This window comes from Erythrobacter sp. S158 (assembly GCF_057364915.1).
This window is the reverse complement of the sequence record NZ_CP200279.1, coordinates 1439717-1456603: the sequence shown is the minus strand read 5'-3', so window position 1 is coordinate 1456603 and position 16887 is coordinate 1439717. Positions and strand designations below refer to the sequence as shown.

Annotated in this window: 14 protein-coding genes; 10 read left to right on the top strand and 4 right to left on the bottom strand. The window is 59.7% G+C overall.

The annotated features are described in order from the left end of the window. Window positions 1–28: 28 nt before the first annotated feature. Both AC0V6T_RS07250 and AC0V6T_RS07245 read right to left on the bottom strand, forming a co-directional pair. Window positions 29–214 (bottom strand): hypothetical protein, encoded by a 186-nt coding sequence (locus AC0V6T_RS07250; protein WP_007164040.1) that lies wholly within the window; start codon window positions 212–214, stop codon window positions 29–31. 121 nt (window positions 215–335) lie between these two features. Beyond that, window positions 336–1934 (bottom strand): isocitrate lyase, encoded by a 1599-nt coding sequence (locus AC0V6T_RS07245; protein WP_486125585.1) that lies wholly within the window; start codon window positions 1932–1934, stop codon window positions 336–338. 155 nt (window positions 1935–2089) lie between these two features. Here AC0V6T_RS07245 and AC0V6T_RS07240 point away from each other — a divergent pair, with 155 nt between their 5' ends. The 6 genes from AC0V6T_RS07240 (at window position 2090) to AC0V6T_RS07215 (ending at window position 10940) form a co-directional block, all read left to right on the top strand. Further along, on the top strand, window positions 2090–3427 hold the full coding sequence (locus tag AC0V6T_RS07240) for a helix-turn-helix domain-containing protein (protein ID WP_486125583.1): 1338 nt from the start codon (window positions 2090–2092) through the stop codon (window positions 3425–3427). Window positions 3428–3569: 142 nt separating this feature from the next. Continuing rightward, a complete protein-coding gene (locus AC0V6T_RS07235) occupies window positions 3570–4955 on the top strand; it encodes a TIGR03013 family XrtA/PEP-CTERM system glycosyltransferase (RefSeq protein ID WP_486125581.1) in 1386 nt (461 codons plus the stop codon). Then, window positions 4955–7093, top strand: a complete 2139-nt coding sequence (gene prsK, locus AC0V6T_RS07230; protein ID WP_486125579.1) for an XrtA/PEP-CTERM system histidine kinase PrsK — start codon at window positions 4955–4957, stop codon at window positions 7091–7093. The genes AC0V6T_RS07235 and prsK overlap by 1 nt, the downstream gene beginning before the upstream one ends. Continuing rightward, window positions 7093–8457 (top strand): PEP-CTERM-box response regulator transcription factor, encoded by a 1365-nt coding sequence (gene prsR / locus AC0V6T_RS07225; protein WP_486125577.1) that lies wholly within the window; start codon window positions 7093–7095, stop codon window positions 8455–8457. Before prsK ends, prsR begins: the two co-directional genes overlap by 1 nt. After that, on the top strand, window positions 8450–9928 hold the full coding sequence (locus AC0V6T_RS07220; RefSeq protein WP_486125575.1) for a tetratricopeptide repeat protein: 1479 nt from the start codon (window positions 8450–8452) through the stop codon (window positions 9926–9928). The genes prsR and AC0V6T_RS07220 overlap by 8 nt, the downstream gene beginning before the upstream one ends. Window positions 9929–9968: 40 nt before the next feature. Continuing rightward, the gene (locus AC0V6T_RS07215; RefSeq protein WP_486125573.1) at window positions 9969–10940 is read left to right on the top strand and encodes a bile acid:sodium symporter family protein; all 972 of its coding nucleotides are present in this window, start codon (window positions 9969–9971) and stop codon (window positions 10938–10940) included. On the opposite strand, the gene panB is transcribed toward AC0V6T_RS07215, so the two are convergent. Continuing rightward, complete coding sequence (panB, locus tag AC0V6T_RS07210) at window positions 10925–11797, bottom strand: 3-methyl-2-oxobutanoate hydroxymethyltransferase (protein WP_486125571.1); 873 nt, start codon at window positions 11795–11797, stop codon at window positions 10925–10927. The two genes, AC0V6T_RS07215 and panB, sit on opposite strands and share 16 nt — an antisense overlap. Before the next feature lie 146 nt (window positions 11798–11943). Between panB and AC0V6T_RS07205 the strand changes: the two genes are divergently transcribed. Next, entirely contained in the window at window positions 11944–13344 is a 1401-nt protein-coding gene (locus tag AC0V6T_RS07205) for a sodium-dependent transporter (RefSeq protein ID WP_486125569.1), read from the top strand. A gap of 58 nt (window positions 13345–13402) precedes the next feature. On the opposite strand, the gene AC0V6T_RS07200 is transcribed toward AC0V6T_RS07205, so the two are convergent. Continuing rightward, on the bottom strand, window positions 13403–13888 hold the full coding sequence (locus AC0V6T_RS07200) for a pyridoxamine 5'-phosphate oxidase family protein (protein WP_007164050.1): 486 nt from the start codon (window positions 13886–13888) through the stop codon (window positions 13403–13405). Between the two features lie 162 nt (window positions 13889–14050). Between AC0V6T_RS07200 and AC0V6T_RS07195 the strand changes: the two genes are divergently transcribed. The 3 genes from AC0V6T_RS07195 to AC0V6T_RS07185 all read left to right on the top strand — a co-directional run bounded on the left by AC0V6T_RS07195 (window position 14051) and on the right by AC0V6T_RS07185 (window position 16873). Further along, window positions 14051–14938 carry a recA-like protein gene (locus AC0V6T_RS07195; RefSeq protein WP_486125566.1) on the top strand — a complete coding sequence of 296 codons (888 nt, stop codon included), beginning with the start codon at window positions 14051–14053 and terminating at the stop codon, window positions 14936–14938. A 22-nt stretch (window positions 14939–14960) separates the two neighbouring features. Beyond that, a complete protein-coding gene (locus AC0V6T_RS07190) occupies window positions 14961–16469 on the top strand; it encodes a Y-family DNA polymerase (RefSeq protein ID WP_486125564.1) in 1509 nt (502 codons plus the stop codon). A gap of 65 nt (window positions 16470–16534) precedes the next feature. Beyond that, window positions 16535–16873: a PilZ domain-containing protein gene (locus AC0V6T_RS07185; RefSeq protein ID WP_083776254.1), complete on the top strand. Its 339-nt coding sequence runs from the start codon at window positions 16535–16537 to the stop codon at window positions 16871–16873. The last annotated feature ends 14 nt before the right edge of the window (window positions 16874–16887 follow it).

Below are 16887 nucleotides of genomic sequence, written 5' to 3'. Positions count from 1 at the left end.
TGTGGCGCAAGGGGCCGAAAGCGCTTTCCTACTCGGCGTTGGGTACGTAGGTCCCAAGACGGTGGTGCAGCGCGTTGATCTTGGCGAGCTCGTCACGGTCCTCGGTGCCGCGAGCGTGGCTTTCAAGCGCGCGACGAAGAAGCTTCATGTCGGCGGTCGAAAGCAGCGCACGAGCGCGTGAGGGTTCTTTGCTCGGGGTATCGGTATCGCTCATCTAGTCTCTCTCGCTTGCCCGGTTTGATCCGGGTGATGGTGATACAGCTAATGAAGGTTGTGTTCGGTTCCCGCAAGGCCAGTGTTTGCCGACCTCGCGGGATCCCTCTCTTCGCCGCTGCTTATGCAGCCTCGAACTGGTTCATGGTGTTGTCCTTGCCGCCTGCCTTGAGAGCGGCTTCACCGGCGAAGTACTCCTTGTGATCATCGCCGATGTCGGAACCGGCCATGTTCTGGTGCTTGACGCAGGCGATGCCCTGGCGGATCTCTTCGCGCTGAACGTTGAGGACGTAGCCAAGCATGCCTTCCTCACCGAAGTAACGCTTGGCAAGGTTGTCCGTGCTGAGCGCCGCGGTGTGGTAGGTCGGCAGCGTGATGAGGTGGTGGAAGATGCCAGCGCGCTTCGCAGCGTCGGCCTGGAAGGTGCGGATCTTCTCGTCGGCTTCGATGGCGAGTTCGGTGCCGTCATAGTCGATGCTCATCAGCCTGTCGCGATCGTAAGCCGACACGTCTTTGCCCGCTTCGGCATAGGCATCATAGACCTGCTGACGGAAGTTCAGCGTCCAGTTGAACGAAGGCGAGTTGTTGTAGACGAGCTTGGCGTTCGGGATCACTTCGCGGACGCGATCAACCATGCCTGCGATCTGCTCGACGTGAGGCTTCTCGGTCTCGATCCAAAGCAGGTCCGCGCCGTTCTGAAGCGAGGTGATGCAATCGAGAACGCAGCGGTCTTCGCCAGTGCCCGAACGGAACTGGAAGAGGTTCGAGGGGAGGCGCTTGGGAGCCATCAGCTTGCCGTCGCGGCTGATGAAGACCTGACCGTTGGTGATGTTGGCCGGATCGACTTCGTCGCAATCGAGGAAGCTGTTGTACTGGTCACCAAGGTCGCCAGCTTGCGTCGAGTAAGCGATCTGCTTGGTAAGGCCGGCACCCAGCGAGTCGGTGCGCGCAACGATGACGCCATCTTCAACGCCCATCTCGAGGAAGGCGTGACGGATCGCGCGGATCTTCTGAAGGAAGTCTTCGTGCGGGACGGTGACCTTGCCGTCCTGGTGACCGCACTGCTTCTCATCCGAAACCTGGTTCTCGATCTGAAGTGCGCAAGCGCCTGCTTCGATCATCTTCTTGGCGAGCAGGTAGGTCGCCTCGGCGTTACCGAAGCCTGCGTCGATGTCGGCGATGATCGGAACGACGTGGGTTTCGTAGTTGTCGATCTGGTTCTCGATGTCCTTGGCCTTCACCTCGTCACCCGCGTCGCGCGCTGCGTCGAGCTCGCGGAACATCATACCGAGTTCACGGGCGTCGGCCTGCTTGAGGAACGTGTAGAGCTCTTCGATGGTCTCAGGCACGGTGGTCTTCTCGTGCATCGACTGGTCGGGGAGAGGGCCGAACTCGCTACGCAGAGCGGCGACCATCCAGCCCGAAAGGTAGAGGTAACGCTGCTTGGTGGTGCCGAAGTGCTTTTTGATCGAGATCATCTTCTGCTGCGCGATGAAACCGTGCCAGCAGCCAAGCGATTGGGTGTAGTTGGCCGGATCAGCGTCATACGCGTCCATGTCGGCGCGCATGATCTTCGCGGTGTACTTCGCGATATCGAGACCGGTGGGGAAGCGGTTCTGGATGGCCATGCGTGCAGTCGCTTCGGCGTCGATTGCACCCCAGCTTGGGCCATTGGCTTCGATAACGCTCTGCATTTGGGCGACGGTATTCTGATAGGTCATGAGAGGTCTCCTGTGTCCGAGGGGAGGAATGTGACGAGCGGAGCGATGCCATGGTGCAGTGCAGCGCGACAGGAAAAGTTACAGAATTTCGTGTCTGTATGGCACCAGATCAGGTAATTCTTGTGTAACGATGTAAAGATATTTACAGATCGCGTATGGCTGAGAGCACACTTCTTGCTGGCCCGTCGCTGCGTCGTTTGCGCAAGCGCGAAGGCTTGACCCAGGCGGCAATGGCCGCATCTCTCGGGATCTCGCCGAGCTATCTGAATCTGATCGAACGAAACCAGCGACCGCTCTCTGCGCGCGTGCTGGTGCAGGTGATTGAGCGGTACGACTTTGATCCGCGCGACCTGCGTGAGGATGAGGCAATCGGCGGCGTTGATGGGCTTGCACGGCGCATGGCAGACAAGCGGTTCAATGACCTTGGGATTGATCGAGAAGAGGTACAGGAGTTTCTTGCCGCAGCACCGCAGGCGGCTGCTGCCTTTGCACGACTTTACGACAACTCCCATCCGGATGCGGAACGCGGTGAGGATCCGATTGGCGAAGCGCGCCGTGCAGTGGAGCGTTGGCAAAACCATTTCGCCGACCTCGATCACGCCGCGGAAGATCTCGCGGACGAGCTGCGTCTGTCGCGCGGTGACATAAGCGCTGCGTTGATTGAGCGGCTGCGCGAACAACATCGTCTCAGCGTGCGCGTCTTGCCTTCGGAGGTTGTGCCCGGCCTTGTCCATCGCCTCGATCTGCATGCGCGCCAACTGCAGCTTTCCGAGATGCTGGGCGGTGCTGCGCGGCGTTTTCAGATCGCACGCCAGATTGCGACTCTGGAACAACGCGATGGTATCGAGACCGTGGTCGCGGGCGCCAATCTGACATCGCCGGAGGCTCGTGAGCGGTTTCGTGAGCATGTGACCGACTACGTCGCATCGGCACTTCTCATGCCTTACAGTCGTTTCCTGAGAGCCTGCGAGCAGACGGGGTACGATTTGCCGATCCTCGGGCGACGCTTCTCGGTCAGCTTCGACCAGTTGGCACAGCGATTGACGACCCTTCAACGCGTCGGAGAGCGCGGCCTTCCATTCTTCAGCGCCCGGTTTGGGCGAACCGGGCGAATGGTCCATTTCACAGCGGGCGCTAGCGGTGCAGCCTATCCGCTCGAAGGAGCACGCTGGCCTGCATGGGCGCCATATGCTGCGTTCGAGAGCCGCGGGACTATGCTGACACAAGCGGTCACGTTTGGGGAAGGAGAGGCGGTACCCCGGCATTGGTTCACAATCGTCCGAACCGTCGAAGTCGACGGCGCGGCCTGTTCAGCGCGCCGCGCTATCGTCCTTGGACTGGAAGCACGGTTCGCGGGCGAATTGGCGCAGGCCCGCGGTGTATCGCTTGACCCGCTCGACGCGGTACCTCTTGGCGTGGGATGCCCTCGATGCGGCCGTGCCGATTGCCTGACGCCTGCACCCGCCAGACTGTCGCTCCAGAAGGGAAGCTAAGCCATGAGGCTTACACGCTGTTAACCGCCGCCACCCAAGGAAATGCGCGGCTTCCAACTGCACTGTAAAGTTTACCGACACTTAAGCCTTGGCGCTTACAGAGATCATCGCACAAAACCGTATTCAAAGGTTTCGCCACGCGATGATCCGCTTGTTCAAGCACTACATCCCCCATGCCGTGATTTTGCTCGGCTTGTTGGACTTTGCCCTGCTGGTGCTGGCTGGCGAGCTGGCGTGGCAGGTTCGCGCGTCGCAGATCGGGATGGACCTGGACCCGATCGAGTCGCGCTGGATACCGCTGCTTGGATCCGCCGCTATTGTCTGGCTCGCGATGATCTCTGTCGGAGTTTACGGGCCCTATGCCCTGCGATCGTTGAGGTTTGCAGGGGCTCGGTTGCTGGTTGCGATCAGCCTTGGCATCATCGCACTTGCTACCATCGACTGGATTTTGCCCGGCGAAACCTTTTGGCGTTCGACACTGCTCTACGCGATGGGCTTTACGGTTTTGGTGCTGGTTGCCGACCGTCTTCTGCTCAACAGCTTCCTAGGTTCGAGTGCATTTCGCCGACGGGTCATGGTTCTTGGCGCGGGAGACAGGGCACAGCGGCTTCGCAAACTGTCCGAAAAGCCAGAGGCCGGCTTCGCGATTGTCTCTTACATCGCGATGGGTGAACCTGAACGCGTGGTCGAAGAAGCGATCGCGCGTGAGGCGATCCATGATCTTGGCCGCTTTGTTGAGAACCTCGGCGTGAGCGAAGTGGTTCTCGCCCTGCAAGAGCGCCGCAACTCGCTGCCTCTCAATGACCTGTTGCGCATCAAGACCAAGGGCGTGCACGTCAACGACTTCTCCAGCTTCCTAGAACGAGAGACCGGCCGGGTCGATCTTGATACGGTCAACCCGAGTTGGCTGATCTTCTCTGACGGCTTCTCAAGCGGGCGGATGTTCTCGAGCGCAGTCAAACGCGTGTTCGACATTGTGGCAAGCTTGGTCCTGCTCTTGCTCACTGCCCCAATCATCGCTGTGTTCGCGATCATCGTGAAGCTGGACAGCAGTGGCCCCGCCTTCTTCCGGCAGGAGCGCGTGGGTCTATTTGGACAAACATTCCACCTCATCAAGCTTCGTTCAATGCGGGTTGATGCCGAAAAAGACGGAGCAAAGTGGGCTGAGAAAAATGACAGCCGGATCACGCGCGTGGGCCGCTTCATTCGAAAGGTTCGCATCGACGAACTGCCGCAGACATGGAGCGTGCTCAAAGGCGAGATGAGCTTTGTAGGCCCTCGTCCCGAAGTGCCCACCTTTGTCGATGAACTCCAGGAAGAGATCCCTTTCTTTGGCGAGCGCCACATGGTCAAACCGGGCATTACGGGGTGGGCGCAGATCAATTACCCTTATGGCGCTTCGACTGAAGATAGCCGCAAGAAGCTCGAATATGACCTTTACTACGCCAAGAACTACACGCCTTTCCTCGATTTCGTAATCCTTTTGCAGACGGTGCGCGTGATCCTGTGGCCTGAGGGTGCACGCTAATGGAATGGCTGACCGCTCTTCTGAACAGCGCGACAATGCTGTGCTATCTCGCTGGGGCGTTCCTGGCGGGTGGCGCTGGCTTGTGGATTGCGCGCTCGGGCGATGAAGCGCGGCCTGATCGCAGGGCCGCCATCGCTGCCTCCACTCTCACCGCAATCTGGTGCGTCATAAGCGTCGTATTCGGGCCGAATGCCGCTGAGGCGGAACTCGCAGCGACGGCACGCAACCTCGCATTGATCGCGGTGATCTCCCGGCTCTTTGCCGCCGACGGCCGCGATGAAAGCCTGAAGCCGATCCGCCCGGTAATCGCTTCGCTAGTTGCTGTTCAATTTCTTCAACCGGTTCTGCTCTTCGTAAGTTCGCAAACTGCCGAATATGAGCAGATCCAATTGATGATCTTTGAGATCGGCACGCTCCTGAACATGCTTGTGGCAGTTGGCGCTCTGGTGCTGTTGCATAACCTTTATGCAAGCGCCGCCAACGTTTCGCGCCAGATCATCCGGTGGAGCGGCATCGCGCTTGCCGGAATATTTGCCTATGATCTCAATCTATTCACCGTAGCCTATCTCGCTGGAGAAACGCCGGCATTCCTGATGGCCGCGCGCGGAATTGCTACTGGCCTCTTTGCTATTGCGCTTGCGCTAGGGGCGAATGCCACCAGCGCGGGTCTGCAGTTCAGCCCATCGCGGGCGGTGACTTTCCAGACACTCTCGCTGCTTGTGATCGGCAGTTACTTGTCGATGATGATTGTCGTTACGCGAGGGTTGGCGCTGCTGGGCGGCGATATCGCCCGGGCGAGCCAGGCTTTGTTCCTTGTGCTTGCGGTGGTTGCCGCAATTCTTTGGCTTCCGTCGGAACGCATGCGCGGTTGGTTGAGGGTCACCGCTGCAAAGCATCTATTTCAGCATCGCTATGACTACCGCGAAGAGTGGCTGCGCTTCACACAAACGATCAGCCAGAAGTCGAGCGGCAATTCCAGTTTCCACCAACGCGCGGTGAAGGCGATCGCAGACATCACCGACAGTCCGGCGGGCCTTTTGCTCGTACCCGATGAGGAAGCACGCTTAGAACTCTCCGCTCGCTGGAACTGGGCAACTCTGGAAGTCCCTGCACAAGCAACCGATTTCGCGCTCGCTGGTTTGTTGGAGCAGCACAATCATATCCTGGATCTCGGAGAGGCTCGAGCTGGGATCGACCACGTCGGCGAGCTTGAGCATGTCCCTCAATGGTTGATCGAAGCCGAAGATGCATGGGCGGTCGTACCGCTCATTCACTTCGACAGACTGGTAGGCGCGATCGTGCTCGCGCGACCACGGATCGAACGTCGTCTAGACTGGGAAGACTTCGATCTGTTGCGCGTCGTAGGTCAGCAATTGGCCAGCTATCTTGCCGAGCAGGCGGGGCAACAGGCTCTGATGGACGCAAGCCGATTTGACGAATTCAATCGGCGAATGGCGTTCGTGATGCATGACATCAAAAATCTGGCGAGCCAGCTATCACTGCTTTCCGGGAATGCCCAAAAGCACGCAGACAATCCGGCATTTCGGGCAGACATGTTAGTGACGCTGCGCAATTCCTCGGACAAGCTTAACGCGCTTTTGGCGAGGCTGGGTCGATATGGCGGCCAGTCGGTAAATACGCTCCGACCCGTCGATTTGAGTGTCTTGGCCCGCGACCTTGAGCAGCGTTTCAAGAGCGCTCACCCGGTCCAGGTGACGCAAGCGGAAACGGTTGAAGTACTGGCGGATGCGGAAAGCCTTGAGCAAGCTCTTGTGCACATTGTTCAGAACGCGGTCGATGCGAGCGGGCCGAAAGATGCTGTCCATATCAGCGTCAGCAGCGACGGCATCACCGGACAGATTGAGATCATCGATTCAGGCGAGGGAATGTCGCCTGAATTCGTACGCACGGGCCTGTTTAAACCCTTCGTCTCATCAAAACAGGGCGGTTTTGGAATTGGCGCTCTTGAGGCCCGCGAGATGATCAAATCGATGGGCGGCCGTCTGTCAGTCGAATCCCGAGAAGGAATTGGGACCCGTTTCGCCGCCACCTTGCCCGTCGCCGAAACGGCAAGCCTGCTTTCCCGCGCGAATGCCGGGTCAATAGTACCCCAGCCCAAGAACGAAAAGGTCGCATGATGGCTGATAAGAAACCAACCCTGCTTGTCATCGAGGACGACGAAGGCCTCCAGGCGCAACTCAAATGGGCGTATGAGGACTTTGAGGTCGTCATCGCCGGTGACCGCGACAGCGCGATCGCGGCGCTTCGAAGCGAGGCCCCAGCGGTCGTGACGCTTGATCTTGGATTGCCGCCCGACCCAGACGGCACCACCGAAGGCTTCGCCGTGCTCGATGCGATAATGGAGCTCAAACCTGACACCAAGGTCATCGTCGCCAGCGGACATGGCGCACGTGAGAGTGCGCTGCGTGCAATCGAACGCGGAGCCTATGACTTCTATCAGAAGCCGGTCGATATCGACGCTCTCGGTCTCATCGTGCGCCGCGCGTTCAACCTTCATGCAATTGAGAGCGAGAACCGCCGGCTTGTAGCCAATGCCAGCGAGGACAAGACTGTGCTTGGCCGTTTGATTACGGGCGCGCCGGAGATGGTGAAAGTTGCAAGGACAATCGAGCGCGTTGCATCGACTTCGGTTTCCGTGATGCTGCTTGGCGCGAGTGGGACGGGCAAGGAGCTGCTTGCGCAAGGCTTGCACGAGACGAGCAACCGCGCGGACAAGCCCTTCGTCGCCATCAATTGCGCAGCGATCCCCGAGAACCTGTTGGAAAGCGAGCTATTCGGTCACGAAAAGGGTGCGTTCACTGGTGCAGTGAAGACAACTGAGGGCAAGATTGAAAGCGCAAACGGAGGCACGCTGTTCCTCGACGAGGTCGGTGACATTCCGCTCCCTCTTCAGGTGAAGCTGCTGCGCTTTCTTCAGGAGCGGACGATTGAGCGGATCGGTGGGCGAAAGACGATTGCGGTCGATACGCGAATTGTGTGCGCTACCCATCAGGATCTTGAGCAAATGATCCGGGACGGAACCTTCCGCGAAGACTTGTTCTACCGACTGGCCGAGATCGTAGTGCGCATCCCCGGCCTGGCAGAACGGCACGGAGACGCAGTCCTTCTCGCCAAGGCCTTTCTGAAGAGATTTGCGACAGAGATGAACCCTGCCGTATCTGGCTTTGCGCCCGATGCGCTGGCTGCAATTGATGCGCATGATTGGCCGGGCAATGTGCGCGAACTGGAAAACCGCGTGAAGCGCGCGGTGATCATGGCAGAAGGCAAATTGGTTGGTGCTGCCGACCTCGATTTTGACGGCGAAGAAGAAGAGAGTTCTGACGTCCTCAACCTCAAGGCTGCTCGTGAACAGGCCGATCGCCGGGTGATCCGCCATGCGCTGGCCCGAAGCGAAGGCAACATCTCCAGTACCGCCAAGCTGCTCGGGATCAGCCGTCCAACACTTTACGACCTGCTCAAACAGTACGACCTTCATGCGTAGATTGTTCGCGATCTTAGGTGCAATCGCTCTCTGCTCCTGTTCAGGAGACAGTGAGACCGCCGCCTCGACCGCCATCTCGGGAGGTCCCGACTTTCTCGAATTGATCGACGATGCCCGAGTGGCGGTGAATGCTGGCAATCTGAGTGAAGCGGGTCAGTACTATGACGAGGCGCGCGAACTTGAGCCTGAAAATCCGGGTCTGTGGGTGGAGATCGCGCGCCTGCGTTTCCGTGGAGGCGAGCATCTGACTGCAATTGAGGCGGCGGACTATGCTCTCGAGCTTGACCCGCAGTATCCTTCAGCCCTGCTGATGCGGGCGCAATTGGTGCGCGATGCCAACGGCCTTTTGGAATCGCTGCCCTGGTTCGAGGCCGCTGCGGCAGCAGCCCCTTCAGACCCGGAGATCCTCGCGGATTACGCGGCCACGCTTGGCGATCTGGGCCGGTACACCGACATGCTGACAGTTGTCCGGCAATTGGCTGTGGTAGCGCCCGACCATCCGCAGGTGCATTTTCTCCAGGCCGTTCTTGCGGCACGCGGGGGCGATCCGGTCTTGGCGGGCACATTACTTAATCGAAGCGGACTTGTTCAGCGCGGAGTGGCTTCGGCCATGATGCTCGATGCCATTGTCAATCTACAGCAAGGCACTTTCGACACTGCGGCAGAAACTCTGGTAGAACTCGCAGAACGTCAGCCAGCGAATGTGCGTGTGAACGAACTGCTCGCACGAGCCCTTTGGCTGGGTGGGCGCGATCGTGCTCTCATTGATCGGTTCGAGGCATTGGCATCCCGTCCTTCCGCTTCACCCTATCTCGTGATGCTGGTCGGGCGCAGTCTCGAACGTATGGGTGAGCGTAAGCGTGCGATCCCGTTCATCGAACGAGCGCTGGAGGGACGCGCCGATGAACAAGTCGTACTCCAGGGATCCGCGCGTCAAAGTGGCCAACTGCCGATTGCCACTGCCGAACTCCGAGACTTCGTCGGTGCGGGCAATCTCGCTCCTGCACGTCGGCTGGCAAACATCCTGATAGATAGGGCCCCGCTGTCGGGAGACATTCATTCGCTTGCCGGTGACACCTACCTTGCGAGTGGTGACGCTGAGAAAGCGCTTCAGTTTTATGAAGTCTCTGCTCGTGTACGTCGGTCGTGGCCGCTAACGCGAAAAATGGTAGAGGCATTCATCGCCAATGGTGACGAGATTTCCGCCGAGGTCCTGCACGCTCGCCATGTTGCAGGCGACCCGCATAACACCGAGGCGCTGTTCCTCTTGGCGCAGCGAAGCGCCGGGAATGAGGATTGGTTGAGAGCGACCGTGCTGCTTGACACAGCGATCGAGCTTGGCGCGGGCAACGATCTCGACGTCCTTGCCTTGCGCGCAGAAACTGCGCGTGCACTGGGGCAGCAAGATGATGCGGCGAAGTTCGATCAATTGCTGAGCGATCTCAAGCCAAGCGAATTTCTGACCCCATAACTCGACAATCTGCAGCCGACCGGGCACTGGCGCATTGCACATGGGCAAACGCTTTTCCATTCTCGCTGACCCAATGATTGCAGTGCTTCTCTTAGCGACTGCATTTGCGTTCATGATGCCCGCGAGTGGCGAAGGTCGGCAAAGCGCTCAATTGGTCTCCAATGTCGCAATATTCGTCCTGTTCTTGGTGAACGGAATGAGGATCGCTCGCGGCGAAATCGCACGCGGGTTCACCAATTGGCGGTTCTTCGGGCCGCTCTTTGCATTCGTTTTCGGAGCCATGCCGCTGATCGGCTTGGGGCTGTCCAATCTGGCGCTCACTGCTTTGCCGCCAATGGTCGCGCTGGGCTTTCTCTATCTCGGGACGCTGCCCTCGACGATCCAGTCAGCGACCTCCTACACGAGCCTTGCTGGCGGCAATGTGGCGCTATCGGTCGTTGGAGCAGCGCTCATCAACATTGCGGGCGTATTCATAACTGCGCCGTTGTTCGCGCTGCTCGCCGGGAGTGAGGCGGCAGATATTGGAACTGAGACGATCATCCGGATTGGCCTGATACTCATCTTGCCTTTCATGATTGGACAAGCGGTGCAGGGGTGGACGATCAAATGGCTGCAGGACCGCAAGTCGCAGGTCGCATGGCTCGACCGATTGGTTATCGGTATCGCGGTGTATGTCGCGTTCTCCGGCGCGGTCGAGCAGGGTCTCGCATCGCTTTTCGGTGCCACTGGCTGGACGATCCTGATCGCGCTGGTGGTAGCCTATCTGATCGCGGCTTCCGGCGGTGCCTGGCTTACTGGCGGTATGCTCAAGATTTCGAGAGAGGATCGTATCGCCTTCTTGTTTGCCGGTGCGCAAAAGAGCGTGGCAATCGGTGCCCCGCTGGCCGCGATTCTGTTTCCTGCCGAGATAGCAGGATTCGTGATCGCGCCGCTGCTCCTCTACCACTTGCTGCAGTTGATGATTGCGGCGCCAGTCGCAACGCTGCTCTCCGACGATCAGGCCTTGGGCTGATAAGTCTGGTCCTCACTCGGGAATGAACGCTCACGCACTTCCTGGGCATAGGATGCGACGGTTTTCTCAATAACGCTCGCAATATCCTCGTACTTCTTCACAAAGCGCGGGACGCGTTCGAACATGCCGAGCATGTCTTCGGTGACTAGCACCTGTCCATCGCATTGTGCCGATGCACCGATCCCGATAGTTGGGCAGGCAACCGCTTGCGTGGCTTCAATCGCGATCGGTTCAACGACGCCTTCGATAACGATGGCAAAGGCACCCGCCTTGTCGAGGGCTACGGCGTCACTGACAATCTTGTCCGCTTCGGCGTCAGACCGACCGCGCGCCATGTAGCCTCCGAGTACGTTCACAGCCTGCGGGGTGAGGCCCACATGGCCCATGACAGGGATGCCGCGCGAATTGAGGAACTCGATCGTCTCGGCCATCGCTTCGCCGCCTTCGAGCTTCACCGCCGCTGCGCCCGTTTGCTTCAGTAGGAAAGCGGCGCTTTCGAATGCCTGTTCTTTTGAGGCCTCATAAGAACCGAAAGGCATGTCCACGACTACGACCGAATGATAGCTCCCGCGCACCACCGCAGCGCCGTGATTGGCCATCATTTCGAGGCTGACCGGGATGGTCGAATCCAGCCCGTAGATCACTTGCCCAAGCGAATCTCCAACCAGCAGAATGTCGCAATGTGCGTCGAGTAGCTGCGCCTGACGCGCCGTGTAGGCGGTCAGCATCACCAGCGGCTCTTCGGTAACGCCGTCCTTTTTCTTCGCACGGATGCGCGGGACAGTGAGCCGTTTCATCGGCTGAGGGGTGGGATGGGCTCGGCTGGTGCTCGTATCGAGCTGAAATGTGGTCGACATGGGCGCTCATTTAGCGCCGCATGCGACAAACGACAAACAAGGATATTGCTCTCCCCCCTTGGCGAGAGCGCAGAATCATTGCAGATAGGCGTCCACACAAGACAACGCGCTTGGGGAAGCGCGATCCAAGAGGGATTTTTCTACACATGGCAGCAGCAGGTTCAGGCCACGAGAATTGGTCTTCACGCAGCGCGTTCATTCTCGCAGCGGTCGGTTCAGCGGTGGGCCTTGGCAACATGTGGCGGTTTCCAGCAGAAGCCGGCGAGAATGGCGGCGGCGCCTTCGTGCTGTTCTACATCTTTTGCGTTCTGCTCATTGGCCTGCCGGTACTCCTGTCGGAGGTGCTGATCGGGCGTCACGGTCAGGCCAATGCGCCTGAGAGCGTGCGGCGTGTTGCGCGCGATTTAAACGCTCCCGAAGGGTGGAGCGTTCTTGCTTCGATGGGCGTATTTGCGGCGTTTCTGATCCTCAGCTTTTACTGCGTCGTAGGCGGCTGGGTGGTCTATTATATCGGCGTCTTCGCGAACGATCTGGTGCAAACGGGTCTGGCTGGCGGCGCTTTCGAGGGCCGTGCTCCCGAAGATATCGAAGGACTGCTTCCCGGCCTGTTCGGCAATGGCGGCCTGATGGTTGGCCTCAACCTCGGGTTCCTAGTTGTGACTATGTTCTTCGTGGCGCGCGGTGTTTCTAGCGGGATTGAGTGGGTTGCCGTTTACCTGATGCCGCTCTTTTTCCTGCTGTTCCTTGCTATCACCATCTACGGCGCCTTCACGGGCAATTTCAGTGATGCGGTAAGCTACCTGTTCACCTTCGACTTCTCGAAGCTGACCGGCGAAGTGATGCTCGCAGCTGTGGGGCAGGCATTCTTCTCGTTGTCGCTCGGCGTGGCCGGGATGATGACCTACGGCGCATATGCCAACCGCGATACAAACTTGGGTGAAACCTCGGGCATCATCGCTAGCGCCGACACTGGCGTTGCGTTGCTGGCTGGCCTTGCAATTTTCCCGATCGTGTTTGCTGCGGGTCTCTCGGCGAGCGCTGGACCGGGCCTTATGTTCCAGTCGCTCCCGATCGCGTTTCAGGCCATGCCGTTCGGATCGCTGATTGGCCTCGCGTTCTTCGTGATGGTGTTCTTCGCTGCGCTGACCAGCTCGGTCTCGCTACTGGAAGCACCGACCGCCTACGTTTTCGAGAAGTTCAATATCTCGCGTTCGGTTGCGACCGTCATCGTCGGCGCAGGTGCCGCGGTTCTTGGGGTGCTGTCGGCGCTCTCTTTCAACGATCTGGCAGGTTTCTATCCGCTCAGCTTCATCCCGATCTTTGCGGAAACGAACTTCTTCGACACGCTTGATGGTGTGACGGCGAAATTGTTCATGCCCATCGGTGCGATCCTGACCTGCATCTTTGTCGGTTGGATTGCGGATGCGAAGCTGATCGACAGCGAGAACGGTCTGGACGGTTTGCTGCACAAGACGTGGAGAGCGCTGGTTCGCTATGTTTGTCCGATCGTGCTGACCGTGATCCTCTATGTTGGCCTCTTCGGCTAAGCTCTGAATCGAAAGGGCCGCCCGATAAGGAGCGGCCCTTCTTCGTTTTGGTCGGGTTTTAGAGCGCGACTTCTTCGACGTGCTCCTTCTCGGCTTCGTCGTGGACGTTCATGCCGAGCGCCATCTTGGCGGTGTTGAGTAGGCCGAGATCGCCACTCCAGATTTCGGCGTCGCCCAGGTCCATGCGCAGAAAGACGATGTTGGGATCGTCCTTGCCGCCTTCGTACCAGGCCTCGACGAAGTTGTTCCAGAACTGGTCGAAACGCTCCTGGCTCGTCTCGCGGGTCAGCGTGCCATTGAAGCGGGCGTACATGTCGTGGCCCTTGCCCTGAAAGGTTGCGGTCGCTGCGCCAAGCTTGTTGAAGTCGCTGTGCGCGTGGGTGAAGAACCAGATCGCGCTATCGGCGTCCTTGTCGAGCTGCGGGCTCATGGGGACTGCGGTTTCAGGCTGTCCGTCCAGTTGGAGGAACAGGAATGGCGAATCCGCCAGAGCTTTCCAGAATTGGGTCTTGAGTTCGTCGGCTTTGCCTTGATTGTAACGCATTGTTGTATCTCCTTTGTCTATCCATCCAATGCGCGGGCAGGGGGCAACGTTCCATTTGAGTTGGCGGTTGCGGTCAGGCGGTTCGAAAAACCGTTGCACTGACAGGTAAATGAGAACATATTAGGAACAAATGAGACTCGGGCGAGTCTTTTACATGTTCCTATGACCAGTCCTGCTCTTCCTTCCGGGGCGAAAGCCCTGCGCGATCTGTCCGTGCCATCACGTCCTCCGGTTCGCCCGGCAGGCGGCGCAGCGCCGCACTTGTCGGCTCATACTCTGTCGGCGGAGGAAATCGCGGCGATCTCGAAGGCGAGGGAAGGGCGCTGGCAACCGGGCCTTCGCGATCAGCCGCTTCATAGCGAGATTTTCGCCAGCGCCCGTGATGCAAGTGGGGCAGGACTGGCGCTGGCTCTGGCACGCGATGCACTGCAAGCAACCGCGCAGCCTGAAGACCCGCTCGCTGAGGCCGATGATCGCCGACACGTGTTGTGGGTTCAGGATGCGCGTGCGGTGCAAATGGGTGGGCGGCCTTACGTTCACGGCCTGCCGGAAGAGTTTCGCGAGCGCCTGATCCATGTTGAGGCTCACAAGCCCGAAGATGCGCTGTTCGCGCTGGAGGAGGGGCTCAAGTGCCGCGACCTTGCCTGCGTCATCGGTGAGATCGCGGGCAATCCGCGCGTGCTCGATTTCACCGCCTCGCGCAGGCTCAGCCTTGCTGCTGAAAAGCATGGCATCGCCTTGTGGCTGGTGCGGATCGAGGCGGAGGCGGACCTATCCTCGGCGCGGATGCGCTGGCGGGCCCGGCCTGCCGTTTCGAAGCCGCCGCTCTGGAATACAGACGCTCCCGGTGTGCCTGCCTGGCAGGCCGAGCTCTTCCGAGCGCGCAGCCATGCTCCCGGACAATGGACACTCACTTATGACAAAGGACGCCTCTCTGCCCGCAGCGCCTCGCAAGTCCCCGGCACACTCGAGCACGCCGCCCCGCCGTATCCTGGCCGTCTGGTGCGCCCGACTGTCGGTCGATCGCTGGCGGCTGTCGCTCGCGCCTGAAGGGCCTGAGGCAAAGGTCTGCATGCCTGGTGAGGGCGCGGATGCTGACCCTACCGTCCTCATCACGGAAACCGCGCACGGGCCACGCATCCACGCCGTAAACCGCGCGGGGCAAGAGGCCGGTGCGATGGCCGGGATGATGCTTGCCGATGCGCGCACGGTGTGTCCGTCGATACAGACGGCTCCCGCTGATCCGGCGGGTGATCTTGCGTGCCTTGAAAAGCTTGCCGTGTGGGCGCAGCGCTGGGGTCCATGGAGCGCGCTTGACCCACCCGACGGTGTGCTGGTCGATACTACCGCCGCCGCGCACCTGTTCGGCGGTGAGGCGCGCTTGCTGGCTGACGTTGAAGCCGCGTTTGCCGCGCGCGGTTACGCCGTGCGCACCAGCATTGCGCCGACCGCAGGTGCAGCATGGGCCTTGGCTCACTACGGGCCGCCACGTTCAATCCTGTCAGCAAACGACAATATGAACCGCGCGCTTGCCGAACTGCCGGTTGCAGCGCTGCGGCTTGATGACGACGTGCTCACCGTCTTGCGGCGTTTGGGTCTCAAGCGGCTTGGCGACCTTGCTGACATCGCGACCGGCGCCGTGAACCGCAGCGAGGAGGCTGCGCGCGATGCTCTCCATCGCCGGTTCCGCAACCGCAAATCGCCCAGCGCAAACCCGCTTATTCGGCTTGACCAGCTGCTCGGTCGAGTGCCCGAGCCGCTGCTGCCGGTCATCCCGCAGCAAATGCCGCTTGTGCAGCGCCGCCTGATGGAACCTCTGCGCCATCGTTCGCTGCTGGACCGCGTGCTTGCAGATCTTGCCGAGGACATGGCCCGCGAGCTCGAGGGACGGGGAGAAGGGGCGAGGCGCCTCGAACTCGGTCTGTGGCGGGTCGACGGCGAAGTCATCGTGCGGCGACTCGAACTCGCCGCCGCAACCCGCGATGCAACGCACATCACTCGTCTGTTCGAGGAAAAGCTCGATAATATCGACGCCGGTTTCGGGATAGAGACTGTCCGGCTGCGTGCCAGCTGGGCTGAACCGCTTGATGCGGAGCAGGGGGACGTCGAGGCAGCGGCAGAGCGCCATGGCACTTCGCTTGCGGCCTGTATCGACAGGTTGAGCGTGCGGCTTGGACCTGACGCAGTGCGTCGCCCGGTTCCGCATGCCAGCCATTTGCCCGAGCGAGCGCAAAGCTGGCACCCGCCGCTTGAAGGCGCATGGCCGGTTCAGACTGAGCCTTTGCGCGACAGGCCACTGAAACTGCTCGATCAGCCCGAACGAATCGCCGTCCTTTATGCGTCGCCCGACGGCTATCCGCAGCGTTTTCGCTGGCGTGGGCAGGTGCACGAAGTGACGCGGGTCGAAGGACCGGAACGTATTGCGCCGGAATGGTGGCGAGTGCGCTCTACCGTGCGGCTGCGCGATTATTACCGGATCGAAGATGCCGATGGTGCCCGCTACTGGATCTACCGGCATGGTATTGTCGGAGATGGTCGGGGCGGAATGCCCGACTGGTTTCTTCAGGGCTTGTCCGCTTGAATGTCCTAAGCGGGCCTTACCGCCAGACTAAACTTTCCTTTACGGAAATATGCGATCTGGAAACCATGAGCCTACACGCTACTCCACGCGACTCGCAGCGCCGCCCGTTGCGCCTGACGGTGAAGAGCCGTGTTGAGTCGCGCCCCGTCTATGTCGAAATGATCGATATCTCCGAAGGCGGCTGCAAGGTCAGTGGCTCACGCGGGTTTGCCAATGTGGGTGATCGCATCACCATGAAAGTGTCGAACATTTACGTCCCCGTAGGCAAAGTTGCATGGATGGAGGACCGGGTGGCGGGCATTTCTTTCGAAGGAGAGGTTCACCCCGCGGTGCTCGATCATCTCTGCGCAGCACAAGTGCCGGACGTAGCGGTTGAGAAAGACGATCAGTCGCGCAGACTATAGTCTAGCCTCACATA

Excerpts from the sequence above, each read along its gene's own strand:
- AC0V6T_RS07190 (WP_486125564.1), top strand. The coding sequence starts at position 14,961 with ATGCCTGGTGAGGGCGCGGATGCTGACCCTACCGTCCTCATCACGGAA.
- AC0V6T_RS07215 (WP_486125573.1), top strand. The coding sequence starts at position 9,969 with ATGGGCAAACGCTTTTCCATTCTCGCTGACCCAATGATTGCAGTGCTT.
- AC0V6T_RS07220 (WP_486125575.1), top strand. The coding sequence starts at position 8,450 with ATGCGTAGATTGTTCGCGATCTTAGGTGCAATCGCTCTCTGCTCCTGT.
- panB (WP_486125571.1), bottom strand. The coding sequence starts at position 11,797 with ATGTCGACCACATTTCAGCTCGATACGAGCACCAGCCGAGCCCATCCC.
- AC0V6T_RS07240 (WP_486125583.1), top strand. The coding sequence starts at position 2,090 with ATGGCTGAGAGCACACTTCTTGCTGGCCCGTCGCTGCGTCGTTTGCGC.
- AC0V6T_RS07200 (WP_007164050.1), bottom strand. The coding sequence starts at position 13,888 with ATGCGTTACAATCAAGGCAAAGCCGACGAACTCAAGACCCAATTCTGG.
- AC0V6T_RS07205 (WP_486125569.1), top strand. The coding sequence starts at position 11,944 with ATGGCAGCAGCAGGTTCAGGCCACGAGAATTGGTCTTCACGCAGCGCG.
- prsK (WP_486125579.1), top strand. The coding sequence starts at position 4,955 with ATGGAATGGCTGACCGCTCTTCTGAACAGCGCGACAATGCTGTGCTAT.
- AC0V6T_RS07250 (WP_007164040.1), bottom strand. The coding sequence starts at position 214 with ATGAGCGATACCGATACCCCGAGCAAAGAACCCTCACGCGCTCGTGCG.
- AC0V6T_RS07245 (WP_486125585.1), bottom strand. The coding sequence starts at position 1,934 with ATGACCTATCAGAATACCGTCGCCCAAATGCAGAGCGTTATCGAAGCC.
- prsR (WP_486125577.1), top strand. The coding sequence starts at position 7,093 with ATGGCTGATAAGAAACCAACCCTGCTTGTCATCGAGGACGACGAAGGC.
- AC0V6T_RS07235 (WP_486125581.1), top strand. The coding sequence starts at position 3,570 with ATGATCCGCTTGTTCAAGCACTACATCCCCCATGCCGTGATTTTGCTC.
- AC0V6T_RS07185 (WP_083776254.1), top strand. The coding sequence starts at position 16,535 with ATGAGCCTACACGCTACTCCACGCGACTCGCAGCGCCGCCCGTTGCGC.
- AC0V6T_RS07195 (WP_486125566.1), top strand. The coding sequence starts at position 14,051 with ATGACCAGTCCTGCTCTTCCTTCCGGGGCGAAAGCCCTGCGCGATCTG.